The organism is Nonomuraea sp. GTA35, assembly GCF_041950525.1.
Lineage (GTDB): Bacteria > Actinomycetota > Actinomycetes > Streptosporangiales > Streptosporangiaceae > Nonomuraea.
Map to the genome: position 1 here is coordinate 937,627 of NZ_JBGNUV010000004.1, position 19,789 is coordinate 957,415.

At 70.7% G+C, this 19,789-nt stretch carries 17 protein-coding genes and 1 pseudogene; 8 read left to right on the forward strand and 10 right to left on the reverse strand.

All coding sequences use genetic code 11. The features are described from left to right. Nucleotides 1-54: 54 nt before the first annotated feature. On the reverse strand, nucleotides 55-1,122 hold the full coding sequence (locus ACBJ32_RS22800; RefSeq protein WP_375128395.1) for a BMP family protein: 1,068 nt from the start codon (nucleotides 1,120-1,122) through the stop codon (nucleotides 55-57). A gap of 289 nt (nucleotides 1,123-1,411) precedes the next feature. Here ACBJ32_RS22800 and ACBJ32_RS22805 point away from each other — a divergent pair, with 289 nt between their 5' ends. Beyond that, nucleotides 1,412-3,295, forward strand: coding sequence for a Xaa-Pro dipeptidyl-peptidase (locus ACBJ32_RS22805; protein WP_375128396.1), 1,884 nt, complete (start codon nucleotides 1,412-1,414; stop codon nucleotides 3,293-3,295). A gap of 60 nt (nucleotides 3,296-3,355) precedes the next feature. On the opposite strand, the gene ACBJ32_RS22810 is transcribed toward ACBJ32_RS22805, so the two are convergent. Beyond that, nucleotides 3,356-4,579 (reverse strand): M20 family metallopeptidase, encoded by a 1,224-nt coding sequence (locus tag ACBJ32_RS22810; RefSeq protein ID WP_375128397.1) that lies wholly within the window; start codon nucleotides 4,577-4,579, stop codon nucleotides 3,356-3,358. 537 nt (nucleotides 4,580-5,116) lie between these two features. On the opposite strand from ACBJ32_RS22810, the gene ACBJ32_RS22815 reads away from it, so the two are divergent. After that, the gene (locus ACBJ32_RS22815; protein WP_357886793.1) at nucleotides 5,117-6,469 is read left to right on the forward strand and encodes a peptide ligase PGM1-related protein; all 1,353 of its coding nucleotides are present in this window, start codon (nucleotides 5,117-5,119) and stop codon (nucleotides 6,467-6,469) included. Here the strand turns inward: ACBJ32_RS22815 and ACBJ32_RS22820 are convergent. Further along, entirely contained in the window at nucleotides 6,441-6,659 is a 219-nt protein-coding gene (locus ACBJ32_RS22820) for an SCO4848 family membrane protein (protein ID WP_357886796.1), read from the reverse strand. The genes ACBJ32_RS22815 and ACBJ32_RS22820 overlap by 29 nt on opposite strands. A gap of 83 nt (nucleotides 6,660-6,742) precedes the next feature. Here ACBJ32_RS22820 and ACBJ32_RS22825 point away from each other — a divergent pair, with 83 nt between their 5' ends. Further along, the gene (locus ACBJ32_RS22825) at nucleotides 6,743-7,882 is read left to right on the forward strand and encodes a D-alanyl-D-alanine carboxypeptidase (protein WP_357886799.1); all 1,140 of its coding nucleotides are present in this window, start codon (nucleotides 6,743-6,745) and stop codon (nucleotides 7,880-7,882) included. Nucleotides 7,883-7,940: 58 nt separating this feature from the next. On the opposite strand, the gene ACBJ32_RS22830 is transcribed toward ACBJ32_RS22825, so the two are convergent. Together ACBJ32_RS22830 and ACBJ32_RS22835 are read right to left on the reverse strand one after the other, a co-directional pair. Next, entirely contained in the window at nucleotides 7,941-8,945 is a 1,005-nt protein-coding gene (locus tag ACBJ32_RS22830) for a YihY/virulence factor BrkB family protein (RefSeq protein WP_375128399.1), read from the reverse strand. Between the two features lie 143 nt (nucleotides 8,946-9,088). Continuing rightward, nucleotides 9,089-9,952: pseudogene (locus ACBJ32_RS22835) on the reverse strand (haloalkane dehalogenase); the annotation flags it as partial. A gap of 86 nt (nucleotides 9,953-10,038) precedes the next feature. Between ACBJ32_RS22835 and ACBJ32_RS22840 the strand changes: the two are divergent. The 4 genes from ACBJ32_RS22840 (at nucleotide 10,039) to ACBJ32_RS22855 (ending at nucleotide 12,322) form a co-directional block, all read left to right on the forward strand. Next, nucleotides 10,039-10,497 (forward strand): MarR family winged helix-turn-helix transcriptional regulator, encoded by a 459-nt coding sequence (locus tag ACBJ32_RS22840; RefSeq protein WP_375128400.1) that lies wholly within the window; start codon nucleotides 10,039-10,041, stop codon nucleotides 10,495-10,497. Between the two features lie 81 nt (nucleotides 10,498-10,578). Continuing rightward, entirely contained in the window at nucleotides 10,579-11,769 is a 1,191-nt protein-coding gene (locus ACBJ32_RS22845; RefSeq protein WP_357886807.1) for a helix-turn-helix transcriptional regulator, read from the forward strand. Between the two features lie 107 nt (nucleotides 11,770-11,876). Next, nucleotides 11,877-12,071, forward strand: coding sequence for a hypothetical protein (locus ACBJ32_RS22850; RefSeq protein ID WP_357886810.1), 195 nt, complete (start codon nucleotides 11,877-11,879; stop codon nucleotides 12,069-12,071). 2 nt (nucleotides 12,072-12,073) lie between these two features. Continuing rightward, a complete protein-coding gene (locus ACBJ32_RS22855) occupies nucleotides 12,074-12,322 on the forward strand; it encodes a hypothetical protein (protein ID WP_375128401.1) in 249 nt (82 codons plus the stop codon). A 45-nt stretch (nucleotides 12,323-12,367) separates the two neighbouring features. Here ACBJ32_RS22855 and ACBJ32_RS22860 read toward each other — a convergent pair whose 3' ends face one another. The 5 genes from ACBJ32_RS22860 to ACBJ32_RS22880 form a co-directional block, all read right to left on the reverse strand. Next, nucleotides 12,368-13,186, reverse strand: a complete 819-nt coding sequence (locus ACBJ32_RS22860; protein WP_375128402.1) for an alpha/beta fold hydrolase — start codon at nucleotides 13,184-13,186, stop codon at nucleotides 12,368-12,370. A gap of 160 nt (nucleotides 13,187-13,346) precedes the next feature. Further along, on the reverse strand, nucleotides 13,347-14,789 hold the full coding sequence (locus tag ACBJ32_RS22865) for a serine hydrolase domain-containing protein (protein WP_375128403.1): 1,443 nt from the start codon (nucleotides 14,787-14,789) through the stop codon (nucleotides 13,347-13,349). A 17-nt stretch (nucleotides 14,790-14,806) separates the two neighbouring features. Next, nucleotides 14,807-16,267, reverse strand: coding sequence for an MFS transporter (locus ACBJ32_RS22870; RefSeq protein ID WP_375128404.1), 1,461 nt, complete (start codon nucleotides 16,265-16,267; stop codon nucleotides 14,807-14,809). 146 nt (nucleotides 16,268-16,413) lie between these two features. Beyond that, nucleotides 16,414-17,418, reverse strand: coding sequence for a tryptophan--tRNA ligase (gene trpS / locus ACBJ32_RS22875; RefSeq protein WP_357886825.1), 1,005 nt, complete (start codon nucleotides 17,416-17,418; stop codon nucleotides 16,414-16,416). Between the two features lie 14 nt (nucleotides 17,419-17,432). Further along, nucleotides 17,433-18,746: a hemolysin family protein gene (locus ACBJ32_RS22880; protein ID WP_375128405.1), complete on the reverse strand. Its 1,314-nt coding sequence runs from the start codon at nucleotides 18,744-18,746 to the stop codon at nucleotides 17,433-17,435. Between the two features lie 86 nt (nucleotides 18,747-18,832). Between ACBJ32_RS22880 and galE the strand changes: the two genes are divergently transcribed. Continuing rightward, nucleotides 18,833-19,780, forward strand: coding sequence for a UDP-glucose 4-epimerase GalE (gene galE, locus ACBJ32_RS22885; protein WP_375128406.1), 948 nt, complete (start codon nucleotides 18,833-18,835; stop codon nucleotides 19,778-19,780). Nucleotides 19,781-19,789: the final 9 nt, after the last annotated feature.

The following is a 19,789-nucleotide window of genomic DNA, read 5'->3' on the forward strand; positions in this document are numbered from 1 at the left end:
GACAGAAGGCCCGAAGTGCGGACTCCGGGCCCTCAGGTGTCTCTCCTACCCCGTTTACGGCTTGGCAGGAACCGTGATCTTGCCGTCGACGATGTCCTTCTTGGCAGCGTCGAGCTTGTCCTTGATGTCGTCGATCTCGCCACCGGTGGTGGACAGACCCACGCCGTCGACCTTCAGGTCGTAGGTGGTGTTCGTGCCGCCCTTGGCGCCGCCCTGGAAGGCCTTGATGAACTCGAAGACGCCGACGTCGACGCGCTTGAGCATGGACGTCATGATCACCGACTGCAGGTCGGTCTCCTTGACCGTCTGGCGCTGGTCGGAGTCGACGCCGATGGCCTTCTTCTTGGCCGCGGCCGCCGCCTGGAACACGCCGAGGCCGGAGTCGCCGGAGGCGTGGTAGATGATGTCCGCGCCGCTCTGGTACATGCTCTCGGCCGCGAGCTTGCCCTTGTCGGGTGCCTTGAAGCCGGAGAAGTCACCGTCGGGGGTGAGGTACTTGACGTCGATCTTGGCGTCCGCCTTGACCGACTTCACGCCCGCCACGAAGCCCGCCTCGAACTTCTTGATCAGGTCGTTCTCGACGCCGCCGACGAAGCCGACGTGGCCGCTCTCGGACTTGGTCGCCGCCGCGACGCCCGCCAGGTAGGAGCCCTGCTCCTCGGCGAACAGCAGGCCGGTCACGTTGGGGGCGTTGGAGGCCGAGTCGACGACCGCGAACTGAATGTCCGGGTACTCCTCGGCCGCCTTCTTGACGTCCTCGGCGTAGGCGAAGCCGACGCCGATGATCGGGTTGTAGCCGGCGTCGGCGAGCTGGCGCAGCAGGTCACCGCGGTTGGAGCCGTCGGAGGCCGGGCTCAGCTCCTTGATCTCCGCGCCGAGCTCCGTCTTGGCCTTCTCCAGGCCGGCGTAGGCCGAGTCGTTGAAGGACTTGTCACCGCGACCGCCGATGTCGAACGCGAGACCCACCTTGAGCGCGCCCTTGGACGCCTCGCTGCTCGCCGCGCTGGTCGGCTCCTGGCTGGCCGTGGTCCCCCCACCGCCGCCACCGCAGGCGGCCGCCGCCATGAGCAGGACGCCGGCGACCGAACCGAGCGCCACACTGTTGAATCGCTTGCCGAGCAAGGCGACTCCCTTCCATTTCCCCGCCGCCGATTTGGTCGCAGGCGCGACAGAACGTACGGCACCTGCACGGAAGATAGTTGCTTGACCAGGGACAACCAAACTGGGACACAGGGTCGCAACCGCTCCGTTACCGACATCACTCGCGTCCGTGACCTGAATCGCGATTCGGGCACTTCGGATGCCTTTGGAAAGTTTTGCCCAACTTTGGTGGTCGATCACCTCTTGCCCTGAGTGCCCATCGTGACGGAGATTCCCTCCGACGGTGGAAATCTTCGTATCGGAGCCCCGCATGCACCCGTGGAGAGCCCTCTCCGTGCCGCTGGTCGCCTTACTCGTGGCGACCCTGACCGGCACCGCACCCGCCACGGCCGACACCCCGGCCGTGAAGATCCAGGACAACGCCACCCAGCCGATCTTCTCCAGGGCGGACGCCATCCTGCAGACCGTGTTCGTCGAGGTCGCGGGAACCGACAGCGACAACGACGGCGCCGACGACCGGGTCGCCGTGGACATCCTGCGCCCCAAGGAGACGGACCAGGGGCTCAAGGTCCCCGTGATCATGGAGGCCAGCCCCTACTACGCCCCCGGCAACGACGTCGCCAACCACCCCGTGGACGTGGACGAGAACGGCGTCCCCCTGCCCGCCATGACCGCGCTGTCGGCCAAGCTCGACGCCGCAGGCCCGTTCGACGGCTACTACGACAACTACTTCCTGCCCCGCGGCTACGCCATCGCGCTGGTGGAGAACCTGGGCAGCGCCCGCGCCACCGGCTGCCCCACCTCGGGCGGCCGGAACGAGACCGCGGGCCCAAAGGCCGCGATCGACTGGCTGAACGGCCGGGCCAAGGGCTTCGATGCCGCAGGCAACCCCGTCGAGGCCACCTGGTCCACGGGCAAGGTCGGCATGATCGGCGTCTCGTACAACGGCACGCTGCCCAACGCCGTCGCCGCGACCGGCGTCGAAGGCCTGGAGACGATCGTGCCGATCGCCGCGATCTCCAGCTGGTACGACTACTACCGCGCCAACGGCGGCGTCCTCGCACCCGGCGGTTTCCAGGGCGAGGACCTGGACGTGCTCGCCAAGTACGTACTGACCAGGCAGAACGGCCAGGAGGCGTGCGGCGAGGTGGTCGACGGGCTGACCGCCACCCAGGACCGGATCACCGGCGACTACAGCCGCCTCTGGGACGAGCGCAACTACCTCAACGACGTGCGCAAGGTGAAGGCCAGCGTCTTCCTCGTGCACGGGCTCAACGACTGGAACGTCAAGACCAAGCAGTTCGCGCAGTGGTGGTACGCGCTGTCCAAGCGGGACGTGCCGCGCAAGATCTGGCTGCACCAGGGCACCCACATGAACCCCTTCAGCCTGCGCACCGCCGAGTGGCTGCGCCAGCTGCACGGCTGGTTCGACCACTGGCTGTACGGGATCGACTCGGGCATCATGCGCGAGCCGCAGGCGGACGTGGAGATCGGGCCCGGCCGGTGGGCCCAGCACGCCTCGTGGCCGCTGCCCGGCGCGGCCACCGTCCCGCTCTTCCCCGGCTCGGGCTCCTCGCTCGGCCTGGTCCCGCGTCCCCGGTCGGCTCCGGAGACGTTCGTGGACCAGAAGGTCAGGACGGCCGAGCAGCTCGTGGAGGCGACCGGGGCCGATCCGAACCGGCTGGCGTACACGACCGGGGCGCTGCCCGCGGACGTGCGGATCTCGGGGACGCCGACGGTCTCGGTGCGGGCGTCGTTCAAGGACGGGGCCTCGCCGTACCTGACGGCGCTGCTGGTGGACTACGGCACGGACGTGCGCCCGAACGGGACCCTGGTCTCCACCGGGCAGAGCTACTGCTACGGGCAGGGGGTGCCCGGTGACACGGGCTGCACCACGCTCAGGACGCTCGGCACCGCCACCACCCCGTACAAGATCGTCACCCGGGGGTGGCTCGACGTGCGCAACCGGCATCGCGCGGACCGGACGGAGCCGCTGCGCCCGGGCAAGGAGTACTCCTTCACCTGGGACTTCCAGCCCACGGACCACCTGTTCAAGAAGGGGCACCGGCTGGGCCTGGTGATCATCTCGACCGACTACGACTACACCCTGCGCTACCCGCCCGGCACCAAGGTCACCGTGTCGCCGGGCAAGTCGGCGCTGCGGCTCCCGGTGGTGCTCGGCAGGCTGCCGTAGCCCGGCAAGCGACGGACCCCCGCCGGAGCACGGCGGGGGTCCGGGAAGCCGGGAGGCCGGTCAGGCCATGGCGGAGGTGATGGAGTCGAGCGGGCCGACCTCCCACAGCGCCGTCAGCGCCGTGGCGGCCATCACCCGCACGCCCATCGCTATCGCCTGCTCGTCCACGTCGAACGTCCCCTGGTGGATGTCGTACGTCACCCCGTCGGGCGACCGCGTGCCCAGCCGGGCGAACGCGCCGGGGATCGACTCCAGGTACCACGCGAAGTCCTCCCCGCCCAGCGACTGCTGGGTGGGGACGACGGCCCCCGCGCCGAGGGCCCGCTCGCTCGCCTCGGCCAGCATCTCCACGCTGACCTCGTCGTTGACCACCGGCGGCACCCCGCGCGTGTAGTCCATCGTGGCCTCGATGCCGTAGGCGCCGGCCACCGACTCCAGCAGCGACTTGATCAGGTCGGGCGCGGCGTGCCAGGCGTTCTCGTCGAGGCAGCGCACCGTCCCCTCGGCCACCCCGTCGTCGGGGATGGCGTTGGCGGCGGAGCCGGCCTCGACGCGGCCCCAGACGAGGCTGAGCGACGAGCGCGGGTCGACGCGGCGCGACAGCGCGGCGGGCAGCTCGGTGAGGATCTTGGCGAGCGCGAAGACGAGGTCGGCGGTGAGGTGGGGGCGGGCGGTGTGGCCGCCGGGCCCGGAGACACGGATGACGATCTTGTCGCAGGCGGAGGTGATCGGGCCGCTCCTGAGGCCGACCTGGCCCACGTCCACGCGCGGGTCGCAGTGGAGGCCGAAGATGCGGTCGACGCCGCTGATGCCGCCCTGGGCCATGACCTCCAGCGCGCCGCCGGGGAGCTCCTCGGCCGGCTGGAAGATCAGGCGTACCCGGCCGGGCAGCAGCCCCGCGGCGGCCTGCTGGGCCAGGAAGAGCGAGGTGCCGAGCAGGACCGTGGTGTGCACGTCGTGCCCGCACGCGTGGCAGGCGCCGGCCACGGTCGAGCGGTAGGGCACGTCCTTCTCGTCCTGCAGGGGCAGCGCGTCGATGTCGGCGCGCAGCGCGACGGTCGGCCCGTCGCCGCTGCCCACGTCGCAGATGAGCCCCGTGCCCCTGGGCAGCACCGACGGGGTCAGCCCGGCGGCGGTGAGCCGCTCGGCGATCCGCTGTGTCGTGCGATATTCGGCGAAGGCCAGCTCGGGGTGCATGTGCAGGTCGCGGCGGAATGCCACCAGCTCCTGCTCGGTCTCCGCCAGGAACGCGTCGAGTTCCCCCCGAAGCTCACGTCCCCGCATATGTCACCGTCCCGTCCCATGCCGCGCGCCCCATACGTGCTGGCCATCGCGGCTCGTGCGCTCCAAGAAAACTCTCCATCCCGCGGTGGCCACCCGGGTTGAGCGGCCGCTCGGCGAATCAAAAGACACACCCACTGGTTTCGGTGCGCGAGATCGTCAGCACGGGCTTCGCGGTGAACTGTCGCGAGTGCCGCTGCAGCCCGGGAGCACAGCGGTCGGCCGTGAGCCCGATGGCGATGCTTCGACTTTATCGCTCCCGTGCCGCTTCGCGACGGCAGATACACCAAAAGTTGCCTGACTGCAGGCCCGTAACCGCAGGTGGGTCACGTTCCGTAGGCATACGGCTGATCCGGAAATAGTCACAAGGGATCAGTAGATCGTGACCCGATGCTGTCAGTTCAAACGTGGTCAGCGATTCCGAATCCTGTCACCTTCTGTCATGGTCATCACACTTCAACGGTGGCTGCATTTGAGAAGAATGCGTGTTTCACTCGCTATATGATCACTAATATCCCGTTCGGGGAGAAGAGTGCTGGGTTGAGCATCTTCGAGCCGAGTGAGGGGACCCTGGTGGTCGTGCCCTCGCTCTCCCTTCCGCAGGATGAGCTCCGCCGGATCACGGCAGCCAGGTCGTACGAGGAACGTCTGCTGTTCCTCCTGCTCACGCTCCGCGAGCCCGGGGTCAAGGTGGTCTACCTGTCCTCCGCACCCGTCGATCCCGACATCATCGACTACTACTTCGCCTTCCTGCCCGACCCGGATGACGCGGCCAAGCGTCTGACGCTGATCAGCCTCGACGACCCCTGGTCTCAGCCGTTGACCAGGACCCTGCTCGACCGGCCCGATGCCATCGAGCAACTGCGTGCGGCGATCGACGGCGACGCTTGGCTGGTCCCGTTCGTGCTGAGCGAGCTCGAGGAGGAGCTCGCGTCGCTACTCAACGTTCCCCTCTACGGACCCGCCACGTCCCTTTCCTATTACGGCTCCAAGAGCGGGGCCCGGGAGGTGGGACATGAAGCCGGGGTGCCGATGGCGCGCGGCTTCGGCGACGTACGCTCCGAGCTCCAGATCGAGGAGGCCCTGGAGGCCCTGCCGGGCGAACGGGTGATCGTCAAGCTGAACGACGCCTACTCCGGCCTCGGCAACGCGATCGTCACCAAGGCCGACAGATCGCTGACCAGCTTCTCCGCCGCGGGTGAGACCTGGGACAACTACCTGCGCAAGATCCGGGACCGGGGGGCGGTGGTGGAGGAGTTCATCGAACATAGGCCGCTCTACTACCCGAGCGCGCTGGCTCAAATCACGCCGGGCGGACATGCCCAGGTGCTCGCCACGCACGACCAGGTGCTCGGCGGCCCCAACGGGCACGTCTACCAGGGCTGCACGTTCCCCGCGGCGCCCGAGTACCGCGCCGAGGTCGGCGAGTCGGCCGCGCGGATCGCGCGGATCCTGGCCGGGCGCGGCGTGGTCGGGCTGTTCGGGATGGACTTCTTCGCGCTGAAGGCCGACGCCGGGTACGCGGCGCTGCTGTGCGAGATCAACCTGCGCATCGGCGGCACCACGCATCCGTTCGGCGCCGCCGTGCTGACGACCGGGGCCTCGTACGACCCGGCCACCGGCCACCTCATGTCCGGCAGCCAGCCGAAGTTCTACACGGCGACCGACAACTGCGCCTCCGGCTGCCTTCGCGGGCGCACGCCCGGTGAGGTGATGCGGACCGCCGACCGGCTCGGCATCGGCTTCGACGCCGAGCGGCGCACCGGGAACGTCTTCCACCTGCTCGGCGCCATCCCCGAGCACGGCAAGCTCGGCTTCACCTCGATCGGCGACTCCCGGGAGGAGGCCGACGAGCTGCACGCCCTCACCCGGCGGCTCCTGTGCGGTCCCTGACCTGGCGCAGCCCGCGCCAGCCGATCACCGCCAGCACGGCGCCGAGGATGACGTTCACCACGATCAGCACGCCGTGCACCACGTAGAAGCTGGTCGGGTGGCCGTCGGCCAAGTTAAACCCCAGATTCACCCACTCGAAGATCATGAACGCGCCGAGGACGATGAGGAAACCGGCGATCTTTCGTGACACATGTACCTCTCTAGCATCGAACGTGGATCTTCGGGGGATGTGTCGCCACATGCGCATTAACACGGAGCTACGCTGAGACCGCCATGTGGACGAAAATCATGCCGGTCACGGCACTCATCGCCTCGGTCGCGCTCACCGGCGGGACCGCACACGCCGAACCGACGACGCCGGTCGGCGGCGAGGCGCTGGGCAGCCGCGGCCTGGTCGCCCCCGCAGGCGTCAAGAAGCCGCCCAAGAGCAAGGCTACTTCGTACGTCATCGCGGACGCCGACACGGGTGAGGTGCTCGCCGCCAAGGATCCCCACGGGCGATACCTGCCGGCCAGCACGCTCAAGACGCTGACCGCGGTCACCCTGATCCCCAAGCTCGACAAGAACCGCAAGGTCCGGCCCAGCCACAACGCCTGCAACCAGGAAGGCAGCGCGGTCGGCCTGTCGCCGAAGGCCACGTACAAGGTCGAGGACCTGTTCAGGGCGCTGATGATGTCGTCGGGCAACGACGCCGCCATGGCACTCGCCGAGACGAACGGCAGCCTGGCCAAGACCATGAGCGACATGAACGCCGAGGCCAAGCGGCTGCAGGCGTACGACACCGTGGCCAAGACGCCCAGCGGGCTGGACAAGCCCGGGCAGAGCAGCTCGGCGTACGACCTGGCGCTGATCGCCCGCGCGGGGCTGGCCAACGCCGACTTCCGGCGGTACATCAGCACGAAGGTCGCCAAGTTCCCGGCACCCAAGGGGTACTACGAGATCAGCAACCACAACAAGCTGCTCTGGCGCTACGACGGCATGGTCGGCGTGAAGAACGGCTGGACCTCCAAGGCGCAGGCCAGCTTCGTCGGCGCGGCCACCCGAGGCGGCCACACGATCGTGGTGAGCATCATGCGGCACGAGGGCGGCTTCTGGGACGAGGTGAGCCAGCTCCTCGACTGGGGCTTCTCGGTGCGGGGCAAGACCGCCCCGGTCGGCCGGCTCGTGGACCCGCTCCCGGCCTCGGCACTCGCCGCACCCCGGCAGCAGCCGTCCGCCGCGCCGGGCGCGTCGGGCTCGCCCGGCGTCTCCGTCACGCCGGCCGCCCAGCCGCCGCTGCTGGACACCGCCGCCTCCAAGCAGACCGACTCCACCAGGACGATCGGCTCGCTGGTGATCGGCGGGGGCCTGCTGTTCGGGCTGATCTGGCTCGGGTACGGGATCCGCCGCAAGCGCGGCCGGTCACGCCTCTGACGGGCGGTGGATCACGCCTCGGGCGGGTGGAGATCTCACGCCTCTGACCCGCGGTGGATCACGCCTCTGACCGCTCGCCCGCCCTGGAGGGCCGTTCCGGCATGGGCGCCGGGCCGTCCCCGGGCGGGCTGTCCACCTCCGTGGACGGGATCGGCGACGGGGACGGCGGCGGGCAGAGCCCCGCGGTGGCCGTCCAGGCCGCGACGAAGAGGACGAGCCTGGCCGAGAAGTTCATCCAGACCAGCAGACCGGCGATGGCGGTGAACGCGCCGTACACCACGTTGCCCATCGTGCTCGCCAGCAGCAGCGTCGCGATCTGCTTGAGCACCCCGAACAGGATCGCGCCGAGCAGGGCCCCCTTGGCGATCACCCGGAACGGCTGGGTGGGCCTGGCCACCCAGCCGAGCAGGATCACGAACAGCAGCCAGTCGGCCCCCACGCTCGCCACCACCCCGGCGACCCGGAACAGCAGCCGGCCCACCGGCGAGTCCCCGCCGAACACCATCTTCATGACATGGTCGGTGGCGGTCGTGGCGAACCCCGCGACCAGGACGGACGAGATCGCCGTGACGCCCAGCAGGATCAGCGAGGCCAGGTCGCGCAGCTTGCCGAGGAAGAAGTCGAGCGGCGGCGCGGTGGTCATCGACATCTCGCGCAGCGCCCCGCGCATCGCGTCGAGCGCGCCGAGCCCGGCGTAGAGCAGGCCGAGCAGGCCGATGATCCCCGCGGTCATCTTGACCTCGGCGATCTGCTCCAGGTCGAAGTTCAGCTTGTCCATGATGCCGGGCAGCCGCTCGGCGATCGCCTGGTTCAGCGCCTTGCGGGTGGTCTCGCTGGTGGCCACCACGAAGCCGAGCACCGAGTACCCCAGCACCAGCAGCGGGAAGAAGGACAGGAACGTGAAGTAGGTGACCGCGCCCGCCAGCCGGTCGCCGGACTGGATCTGGTAGCGCTGCGCCGCCCGGATGAGATGGTCGAGCGACAGCCTGCGCACCCGCCAGTGGTCCAGCTTGGCGCGGCCCCAGGCCTTCACCGATTCGACGCGCTCGGTAAGACTCGCCATCACACCCCTCTTCGCGCGGCGGCGATCACACGGCGGCCACCGCCAGGGCCGCCAGGGCCACCAGGACCGTCGCCAGGTCGTGATGGAGCATCTGCCCACCACTCTTCAGCACATGCCCCGCGACCATGACACCGTCCACTGGCTCACAGGCCCTGCCGGGCGGCCCAGGCCGCGACGGCGGCGGCGATGGCGTCGGGGCTGTCCTCCGGCGCGTGGTGGCCCGCCGGGCCGCAGTGCTCGATCTCCAGGGCGGCGATGTGCTCCGCGCACCAGGCGGCCATCCGCTCCGTGATGAGCAGCGTCGGCGAGGAGTCGAAGGTGAGCAGCAGCTTGGGCACGTCGCCGCTGCGGGCCAGCCACCTGCCGTAGGCCTCGATCCGCTCGACCACGTCGGCCGGGTCCCCGTCGATCGGCTGCGAGCGCGCCCACTCCAGCAGCGGCCGCCGGCTCTCCCGCGTCGGGTACGGCTCCAGGTACGGCCGCCGCTCCTGCTCGCTCAGCGGGTGCAGCACGCCTCCGGTGAACGCGGTCTCCAGCAGGACGTTCTGGTCGAGCACCAGCGTCTCGCCCTCGGCGCTCCTGATCATCTTCGCCCTGGCCCGCGGCCCCTCACCCAGCTCGGCCAGGCTCAGCGGCCGCACGAAGGTCTCCAGGAACGCCACGCCGCGCGTCCGCCCCGGGTGGCGGGCAGCCCGGTCGAACGCCAGGGCGCCGCCCCAGTCGTGACCGACCAGCACCGCCTCGTCGAGCCCCAGCGCGTCGAACCAGGCGTCGAGGTAGCGGGCGTGGTCGGCGAACCGGTACGCCAGGTCGGGCTTGCCCGAGCGGCCCATGCCGATCAGGTCGGGGGCGAGCAGGCGGCGGCCGGGCCCGGCCACGCCCGGCAGCACCTCGCGCCACAGGTGGGAGGAGGCGGGGTTGCCGTGGAGGAAGACGAAGGGGACCCCCTCCCCGGACTCCTCGTAGTACATCTCGGAGTCGAGCACATCGATCTTCGGCATGACGGTTTCCCATTCGTTCGAGCAACTAACGTTCGTAGCACTAACGAAGTTACATCGTTAGTGCCACTAACGCAACAGGTAAGATCGTGGGCGTGACGTACGAGATGGACGAGCAGGCCACCCCCGAACTGCTGCGCGCCCTGCCCAGCCGGATGTTGTCGCAGGTGGCGATGTACGCCGACCGCCTCGCCGGCGAGCGCCTCGGCGCGGCCGACGCCCGCAAGTGGCACTACGCGGCACTGGTCGCGCTGCGCGCGTCCGGCCCCGCCAGCCAGGCCGAGCTGAGCAGGCGCACCGGCGTCTACCGCAGCGACATGGTCGCCGTCGTCAACGAGCTCGAGGAGCGCGGCCACGTCGAGCGCGCACCCGACCCCGCCGACCGCCGCCGCAACGTCATCACCATGACCGACTCCGGCCGCCGCCACCTGGAGCGGCTCGACGAGCTGATCGCCGGCCTCCAGGACGACCTGCTCGCGCCCCTGACCGGACCGGAACGTGAACAGTTCTCCGCTCTGCTGGCCCGGCTGCTGGCTCATCATTCGCGGGCCTGAGCAGGGCGGAAACCATGGCAGCCACACATCGGGAGCCCTAGCCTGAGTGCAGTTGGGACCGATCCAGGAGGCGTCACGCCCATGGCCGAAATCAGCACCGGGCAGATGGTCAGGCTCCAGCGCGAGCGCCGGGGCATGAGCACCACCGCGCTGGCCACCCAGTCCGGCTGCACCCCCAGGCACATCGAGCTGATCGAGCACGGCAAGAGAACACCCTCGCTCCCCCTGCTGCGGGAGATCGCCAAGGTGCTGGGCGTACGCACCGCCGTGCTCCTGGGAGAGACCCCGCGCGACTCCCACGAGCCCAGCAGGCCGCAGATCAGCGACATCGAGCGTGCCCTGTTCACCAGCCGGTCGATGGGCCCCGACATCGAGCCGCCCGACGCCGAGCAGCTCTCCGAGCGCGTGGCGGCGGCCCGCAACGCCTGGTTCACCTCGCAGCGCCGCTACTCGATCCTCATGGCCGCGCTGCCGTCCCTCGTCACCGACGCCGAGAGCCTCGCCCTGGAGCGCACGCACCGGTCGTACAGCGTGGCGACGGACGCGTACCTGCTGGCCAGGGGGGTGCTCAAGCACCTGCGGCGGGTGGACCTCGCGCATCTGGCCGCCGACCGGGCGATGCGCTTCGCCGAGGAGTCCGCCGATCCGCTGATGATCGCCTGGGCGTACTGGAACCTGGGGCAGTCGATGTTGTCGGACGACATGCACGAGATCGCCCACGACGTGGCGCGGCGCGCCATCGAGCAGCTCGAACCGCACGTCGGGGACGGCGACGAGCGCCACATCAAGGCACTCGGCGCTCTGCACCTGCTCGCCGCCATCGGCGAGGCCCGCATGGGGGCCGACGACGAGGCCAGGGAGCGGGTACGCGGCCCGGCGGCACGGCTCGCCGAGCGCGTCGAGGACTCCTCCGGCGTCTACGACCTGGCCTTCTTCGGCCCCACCAACGTCGCCATCCACATGGCCAGCATCGAGAACGACACCGGCCGTCCCGAGGCGGTGCTGCACCTGTCCGACGACATCGACCTGCGCCGCACGCCGTCCATCGAGCGCCGCACCACCCACCTCGGCCACGTCGCCCGCGCCTGCGAGGACACCGGCGACGACGCCGCCAGCCTGCTCCACCTCCTGCGCATCGAGCGCGAATGCCCCGAGGAGCTCGACCACAAGCTGCTGCTGCGCGAGATGGTCCGGTCGCTGGCGCGGCGGGCCAGGCCGTCCTGGGCGCCGGAGGTGCGCTATCTCGCCGAGCGCCACGACATCCCCATCTGACCGCATCCCGATCTGACCGCGCCGAACTCTGAGTTCGCACGATACGAACGGGGAGATCTTTCGCCGGAGTTCGTCACGGAGCGGCGTACCGGTGCGACTCTGCGTCCATGACCACAGCGCCGAGTGCCGATTTCGTCATGGAACGACTCCTCCAGGAGGCCACGCGAGAGTTCCCCGGGTGGTCGTTCGAACGAGATCACTCCGGATGGACCGCCATCCATGACGAGACCCGCCTCACCAGGCCCAGCCTGGCCGCCCTGCGCGCCCTCCTGCGCGTGCACCGGGCGGCGCGGAGAAGATGACCGTGGCGCCGTCCGAGGCCGAGTGGCCGCTGGCGGGGCGGCAGCTCGACGCCCTGCGCAGCACGTACCCGGCCTGGGAGATCCACTTCAGCGTCGACGCGCCCGCCGCGGCCCGCTGGACGGCCGTCCTGCTGCGGCCCATGACCGCGCGCCTGTCGGCTCGGGGGGTGCGGGAACGCGTTGGCTGCCCCGACGCCATCACCCTCGCCTCGACCCTGGCCCACCAGGCCGGCCTCCTCCACAAGGGCTGACGCCCACCTCCCCTTCCGCCCGGCCTCCAGGAGGCCGGGCCCGGCCTACGCCTCGCCGAGCACCTCGGCGGCGAGGGAGGCGACGACGGCGGCGACGCGGTCCGGAGCCTTGGCGTGGGCCGAGTGGCCCTGGCCGGACAGCAGCACGCGCCGCGGGTGCGGGAGGGTGCCCTCCAGCGCGTCCAGGCGCTCGCCCAGGTGTGCCGGGCTGCGGTCGCCGCCCAGCAGGACCACCGGTGCCGGGATGCCCGCGTACGCGTCCAGCCGGACCCCGAGCGAGTCCATGGCGACGTTGTCCTCGACCTGGCGCGGGGCCAGGGCGCGCAGCCTCGGCGTCACGGCCACGAAGCAGCCCACCAGCAGCGCCGCCCAGCCGGGCAACCCCACCGTGTCGCGTACGAAGATGCGCATGGCACGGCCGGGCCGGCCCGCGGCGACGGCGGCGCGGGTGCGGCGGTGGACCTCGCCGTCCGGGCCTCCCAAGGGTGGGCCGATGACGGTCGGGGGCTCGTAGAGGACCGCGCCCGCGAAGGCCCGCGGTGCCGCCACCATGGCCTCCAGCGCGATCACCGCCCCCGACGAGTGCCCCGCGACCAGCACCGGCCCGCCTCCGACGGCCTCCACCACCGCGAGGACGTGCTCGACCTCCTGCGCGACCGTGCAGGGGGTGCGCTGGTCGAGGTCCAGCCGGTAGCGGCGGCGATGGAGGCGGACGACCCGGTGGCGGGAGGCCAGCCGCGCGGCCACCGCGCCCCAGGAGGCCCCGTCGTCCAGGCCCGGGTGCAGGATCAGGACGACAGGGCCGGCGCCCTCGTCGACGGCCCGCGCCTCCGTCCCGTCGGCGGTCTTCGCTGTGATGATCATTGACCCGCTCCTTAGCGTCGCTAAGTGGAATTTAGCGCCGCTAAGGAAGCCTGGCAACAGGGGTTGCGGGTGATCGTCGGGGCCGTACGCGGGCGGTGGCGCTCACCTGGCCGCGATCATCGGGCGCGAGGAGGAACCGCGGGCGGTACCCGGGGCCCGGCTAGGCCGTGACTTCGGGCGTGGCCCGCATGCCGACGTAGACGCACCGGGTGCCGTCGGTGAGGGTGGAGAAGACGACGGGCATGTAGTCCTCGCTGAAGGACGGGCCGGCGCCGGAGGCGGCGAACACCGTCTCCGTGACGGGCGCCAGCTCCATGTCCAGGGGCGGCGAGAGGTCCTTCATGCCGTCCACGAACTCGTAGCGCATGCGGCCCTCGGCCACGGTGACCACCACGCCCTCGCGCCGGTAGACGCCGGTCAGCGACGCCCAGTCGATCGCGGGAGGCTCGGCGGCCGGGGCGAAGGGCTCGGGCATGCGGACCCCGGCCAGCTCACCGAGCAGCTCCGCGAACAGGTCGGCGTACAGGCGGCGGGCGGCGCCGCCGTTGGTGAGCAGGACCAGGGCCACGCCGGCCGAGGGGACGACGCGCAGGTAGCCGTACTGGCCGATGGCGGCGCCGTCGTGGCCGTAGCCGGTGACGCCGTCCCAGTCGTACAGGGTCCAGCCGAGGCCCCATCCGTCGGCGCTGACGGTCCACTTGTCCGGTACGTCCGTCTCCCTGTGCTGCATGGCCGCGACGGACGCGGCGGACAGGACCCGGGTGCCGTCGGGCGCGAGGCCGCCGTCGAGGTGCATCCGGGCGAAGCGCGCCATGTCGCCCGCCGAGCTGATGACGCGGCCGGCCGGTCCGGCGGAGCGCGGCATCATGTCCCAGACCGGCGCCGGGTCGGGGTAGGCGCCCGGCTCGCCCAGATGGCTCATGGCCACCCGGAAGCGCAGCGCCTCCTCGGGCAGCGTCATCGAGTGGTCGAGGCCGAGCGGGGCGAAGACGCGCTCCTTCAGCGCCTGGTCCCAGGTCCGGCCGGTCAGCACCTCGACGATCCGGCCCAGGACGACGTAGCCGAGGCCGCCGTACGAGACCGCGGTGCCGGGCGGGCAGTCGAGGGCCACGGCCCTGGCGGCCTCGACGTACTTGGCGAGGCAGTCGTCACCGCGGCCGGTGTCGTGGTTGAAGTCGTTGGTCACGCCGCCGGTGTGGGAGAGCAGCTGCCTGACGGTGATCGTCGCGGTGGCCTCGGGGTCGGGGGTGCCGAACTCGGGCAGCACGTCCACGACCTTCGTCTCCAGCTCCAGCAGCCCCTCGTCGACCAGGGTCAGCACCAGGGCCGCGGTGTAGACCTTGGCGATCGAGCCGCTCAGGAAGACCGAGTCGGTCGTCACCTCCTGGCCCGTGCCGCGGTGCAGGACGCCGGTGGCCAGCTCGTGCACGGTGCCGCCGGTCAGGATGGCGAGCTGGGCGCCGGGCACGTGGTGCTTGGCGCGCAGCTCGTCCAGGCGGGCCTGCCAGCGGGCGAGGTCGAGCCTGCGCCCCGCGGAGTCGGCCGTTCCCCAGCCGCCCTCGGCGCGCCAGGTGCCCCGCTCGTCGTGGCTCACGTTCGTCATGATGATCTCCTTGGGGTTCAGGTGGTGGCGAGGACGGGGTCGGGCCGCTTCGTACGGGGCCGCATGACCGCGTACGCGAGCGCGGCGGCGATCAGCACCCCGGCGGCGCTGATGAGGAAGCCGGTGGACATGGCGCCGGTGAAGGCGTCGCGGGCGACCTGCGCCAGGCCGGGGTCCCCGGTGGCGAGGGCGTCGGGCAGCGACCGGCGCGCCTGCTCGGGGGCGGCGGCGGGCATCGCGCCGGTGAAGCCGGCGGCGACGACGCTGCCCAGGACGGCCACGCCGAGCGCGGCGCCCATCTGCTGGATCGTGTCGTTCAGCGCGGAGCCGACCCCGGCCTGCTCCTGCGGGACGGCGCCCATGAGCGCGGTGATGGCGGCCGGCGCGGCCAGGCCGCCGCCGGCTCCGAGCAGGAACAGCGCGGCGCCGGTCACCCAGAACCCGTCACCGGCCGACACGGTGGCCAGCAGCGCGAACGCCCCGGCGACCACGACCATCCCGCCGGAGGCCAGCGCCCGGTTGCCCACCCTGGCGCCGAGCGTCGCGCCGAGGGCGTTGCAGGCCAGCGAGGCCACCGCCATGGGGATGAAGGCCAGCCCGGCCTGCGTGGGCGTGTAGCCGAGCACGAACTGCAGGTACTGGGTCAGGACGATGAGCAGGCCGCCGTTGCCGATCTGGACCAGGGTGAGCGAGAGGCTGCCGCCGCTGAAGTCGGGGTTCCTGAACAGGCCCAGCGGGACCATCGGGTACGGCGTGCGCAGCTCCCAGACCACGAAGGCGACCAGCGCCGCCACCGCCAGGAGCGCGCTCGCCTGGAACGGGCCGTGCACGGGCAGCTCGATGATCGTCCAGACCAGCGCGGTCATGCCGGTCATCGACAGGATCATGCCCACCGGGTCGGCCTTGACCGCCGGGCCCTTGGACTCGGGCATCAGCAGCAGGGCCGCGACGATGGCGCCGATGGCGATCGGCACGTTGATCAGGAAGACCGCGCCCCACCAGAACCAGGCGATGAGCACGCCGCCCAGCACCGGGCCGCCGATCAGCCCGGTCATCGCGACCGCGCTCCAGGCCGCCATGGCCTTGCGCCGCTCCTCCTCCTCGAACACGGTGATCAGGATCGACAGGGTGCTCGGCATGATCAGCGCGCCGCCGACGCCCATCACCGCGCGGGCCGCGATGAGCTGCCCCGGGTCGCCCGCGACGGTGGCCGCCAGCGAGGCGAGCCCGAACAGCGCCAGCCCGATGATCAGGACCCTGCGGCGCCCGTACCGGTCCGACAGGCTGCCCGCGGTGAGCAGCAGGCCGGCGAACACCAGCATGTACGACTCCATGATCCACTGGATGTCCTGGGCGCTCGCGCCCAGTTCCCCGGCCAGCGGCGGGATCGCCACGTTGAGCACCATGTTGTCGATGACCAGCACTGCCGTGCTCAGGCAGAGCACGACCAGGATCCACCACCGTCGCGGATGAGACATGACCTTCACCTTCTCGCGTACATCGTTTGTTCGATGCGAACACTGTACGCAGCACTGTCATGCGTACGCAAGTCAGCGAACGACGTACCGCCGAGGGCGCGAAAAAGGGCCGGGCTGCACAACAGCCCGGCCCTCCCCGCAGATCCTTACAGCTTGGGCAGGAAGCCCACCCTGTCGCGCACCTGCGCCATCGTCTCCTTCGCCACCGCCGACGCGCGCTCGGCGCCGATCGCCAGCATGCGGTCGAGCTCCTTCTCGTCGGCCAGCAGCTTCTCCGTACGCTCCCTGATCGGCGCGAACGCCTCCGCCACGGCCTCGGCGACGTCCTTCTTGAAGGTGCCGTAACCCTGCCCCTCGTAGCGGGCGACCAGCTCGGGGATGGGCGTGCCGGTCAGCGCCGACTGGATGCGCAGCAGGTTGGAGATGCCCGGCTTGTTCGCCTCGTCGAACAGGACCTCGGAGCCCGTGTCGGTCACCGCCCGCATGACCTTCTTGCGCAGCGGCCCCGGCTGCTCCAGCACGTCGAGGATGCCCGCGGGGCTGGAGGACGACTTCGACATCTTCGCCGTCGGGTCCTGGAGGTCGGTGATCTTCTCGACCTCCTTGAGGATGTACGGGTCCGGCAGCGTGAAGGTGTCACCGAAGCGGTGGTTGAAGCGCTGGCCCAGGTCGCGGGTGAGCTCCAGGTGCTGCTTCTGGTCGGCCCCGACCGGGACCAGGTTGGCCTGGTAGAGCAGGATGTCGGCGGCCTGGAGGATCGGGTAGGTGAACAGGCCCACGCTGGCCGCGCTCTCCCCGAACTTGGCCGACTTGTCCTTGAACTGCGTCATCCGCCCCGCCTCGCCCATGCCGGTGAGGCAGATCAGCACCCACGCCAGCTCGGTGTGCTCGCGCACGTGCGACTGCACGAAGACGGTGGAACGCTCCGGGTCGAGCCCGGCGGCGAAGAGCTGCGCCGCGGCCACGCGGCTGCGGCGGCGCAGCGCGTCGGGCTCTGTCGGCACGGTGATCGCGTGGAGATCGACCACGCAGTAGAAGGCGTCGTGGGTCTCCTGCATGGTGACCCACTGGCGGACCGCACCCAGGTAATTGCCCAGGTGGAAGGAGTCCGCGGTGGGCTGGATGCCGGAGAGTACACGAGGTCTGGCCATAGCAGGCAATTGTGTCAGGAATCCTGCTCCGGCGGCGACTCGACGGCTGGTCGGCGTTTCACCCTCACGCGGGCGATCCGCCGGCCGTCCAGCTCGGTGACGGCCAGCTCGAAGCCGGAGAACTCCACCCGCTCCCCCGCGGCCGGCACGTGCCCCAGCATCGCCATCACGAAGCCCGCCAGCGTCTCGTACGGGCCGTCGGGCAGGCGGATGCCGGTCTCGGTGGCGAAGTCGTTGAGGTTCGTCAGGCCGTCGATCTCGATCTCGCCGGCGGGCAGGATCACGACGTCCTCCTCGACGTCGTACTCGTCCCTGATGTCCCCGATCAGCTCCTCGACCAGGTCCTCCATCGTGACGATGCCGGCCGTGCCGCCGTACTCGTCCACCACGATGGCCAGGTGCTGGCCCTCGTCGCGCATCTCGTTCAGCGTGGTGAGCAGGCGCTTGGAGGCGGGCACGAACTTGGCGGCCCTGATCGGCACGACGGCGCTGATCGGCTCGGTGCGGCCGGTCAGCTCGGGGTCCAGCAGGTCGCGGACGTGCACGAACCCGATGACCTCGTCGTAGGTGTCGCGGTAGACGGGGAAGCGCGAGTGCGGGAGCGTGGCGGCCAGCCGGGCGGCCTGGGTCAGCGGCGTGTCGGCCTCCATGAACTCGACCTCGGTGCGCGGCAGCATCACCTCCCTGAGCTGCCGCTTGCCCGCGGCGAACACCTCGCCGATGAGCTTGCGCTCGTCGGCGGTCAGGTCGGTGTGCCCCACCACCATGTCGCGCAGCTCCTCGGTGGTGACCTCCTCCCTGTCGGCCTTCGGGTTGCCGCCGAGCAGCCGCACCACGCCGTCGGTGGACTTGGACAACATCCAGATGATCGGGCGCGACAGGGAGGCGAGCCGGTCCAGGAACGGCGCCACGTACAGCGACAACCCCTCGGCCCGCTGCAGCGCCAGCCGCTTGGGCGCCAGCTCGCCGAGCACCAGCGAGACGTACGAGATGGCCAGCGTGACCAGCACCAGCGCCAGCACGGGCGCCACGGCCACCGGCACCCCCCAGCGCTCCAGCGCGGGCACGAGCTGCGCCGCGAGCCGGTCGGCGCCGAACGCGGCCGACAGCATGGTGGCCACCGTCACGCCGATCTGGACGGCGGACAGGAATCTGTTGGGGTCGCGGGCCAGCTTGGCCACGCGCTCACCGCGGCGTCCCCGTTGCGAGAGTTTGCGGACCTGGCTGTCGCGCAGGGAGACCATGGCGATTTCTGCGGCGGCGAAGAAGCCCCCGATCAGGATGAACAGCAGGACCAGGGCGATGTTGGCCGCGACGGTGTCAAACATGGTGGTTGGCAGCGTACTCGTCGGCTTTCCCGCGTATGCTGAACGGCAAGCCTGACAAAATCAAACATATACGAACAGGAGTACACATGAGGCTACTGGTCACCGGAGGCGCCGGGTACGTCGGAAGCGTGGTCGCGGCGCAGCTCATCGAGGCGGGGCACGAGGTGACCGTACTCGACGACCTGTCGACCGGGCATGAGGACGCGGTGCCGGAGGGTGCGCGTTTCGTCCGGGCGGACATCACCGAGGCCGGGCAGGCGCTCGACGGCGTCGACGCGGTGCTGCACTTCGCGGCCAAGTCGCTGGTGGGCGAGTCGGTGCAGCAGCCGGGCCTGTACTGGGCCAACAACCTGGGCGGCACGCTGGGGCTGCTGGACGCCATGCGTGACAAGGGGGTGGGACGGATCGTGTTCTCCTCGACGGCGGCCACGTACGGGGAGCCGGAGCGCTCGCCGATCGAGGAGGGCGACCCGACCCGGCCGACCAACCCGTACGGCGCCTCGAAGCTGGCGGTGGACACCACGCTGAGCGCGTACGCGCGGCAGCGCGGGCTGGGCGCGGTGAGCCTGCGCTACTTCAACGTGGCCGGCGCCTACGGGCGCTTCCGCGAGCGGCACACGATCGAGACCCACCTCATCCCGAACGTGCTGAAGGTGGCGACCGGCGAGCGCGAGTCGGTCAGCGTGTTCGGCACCGACTACCCCACGGCCGACGGCACCTGCGTGCGCGACTACATCCACGTCGCCGACCTGGCCAGGGCCCACCTGCTGGCGCTGGACGCCACCACGCCCGGCGAGCACCGCGTCTACAACCTGGGCAGCGGCACCGGCTTCACCGTGCAGGAGGTGATCTCGGTCTGCCGCGAGGTCACCGGGCACGAGATCCCCGCCGTCGTCGGGGACCGGCGGCCCGGCGACCCGGCCGTGCTGGTCGCCTCGTCCGCCAGGATCCAGCGTGAGCTGGGCTGGAAGCCCGAGCGGGCGGCGCTGCGCGACATCGTTTCCGACGCCTGGGGAGCGCTTTCCGGGAAATGACCCTACGGA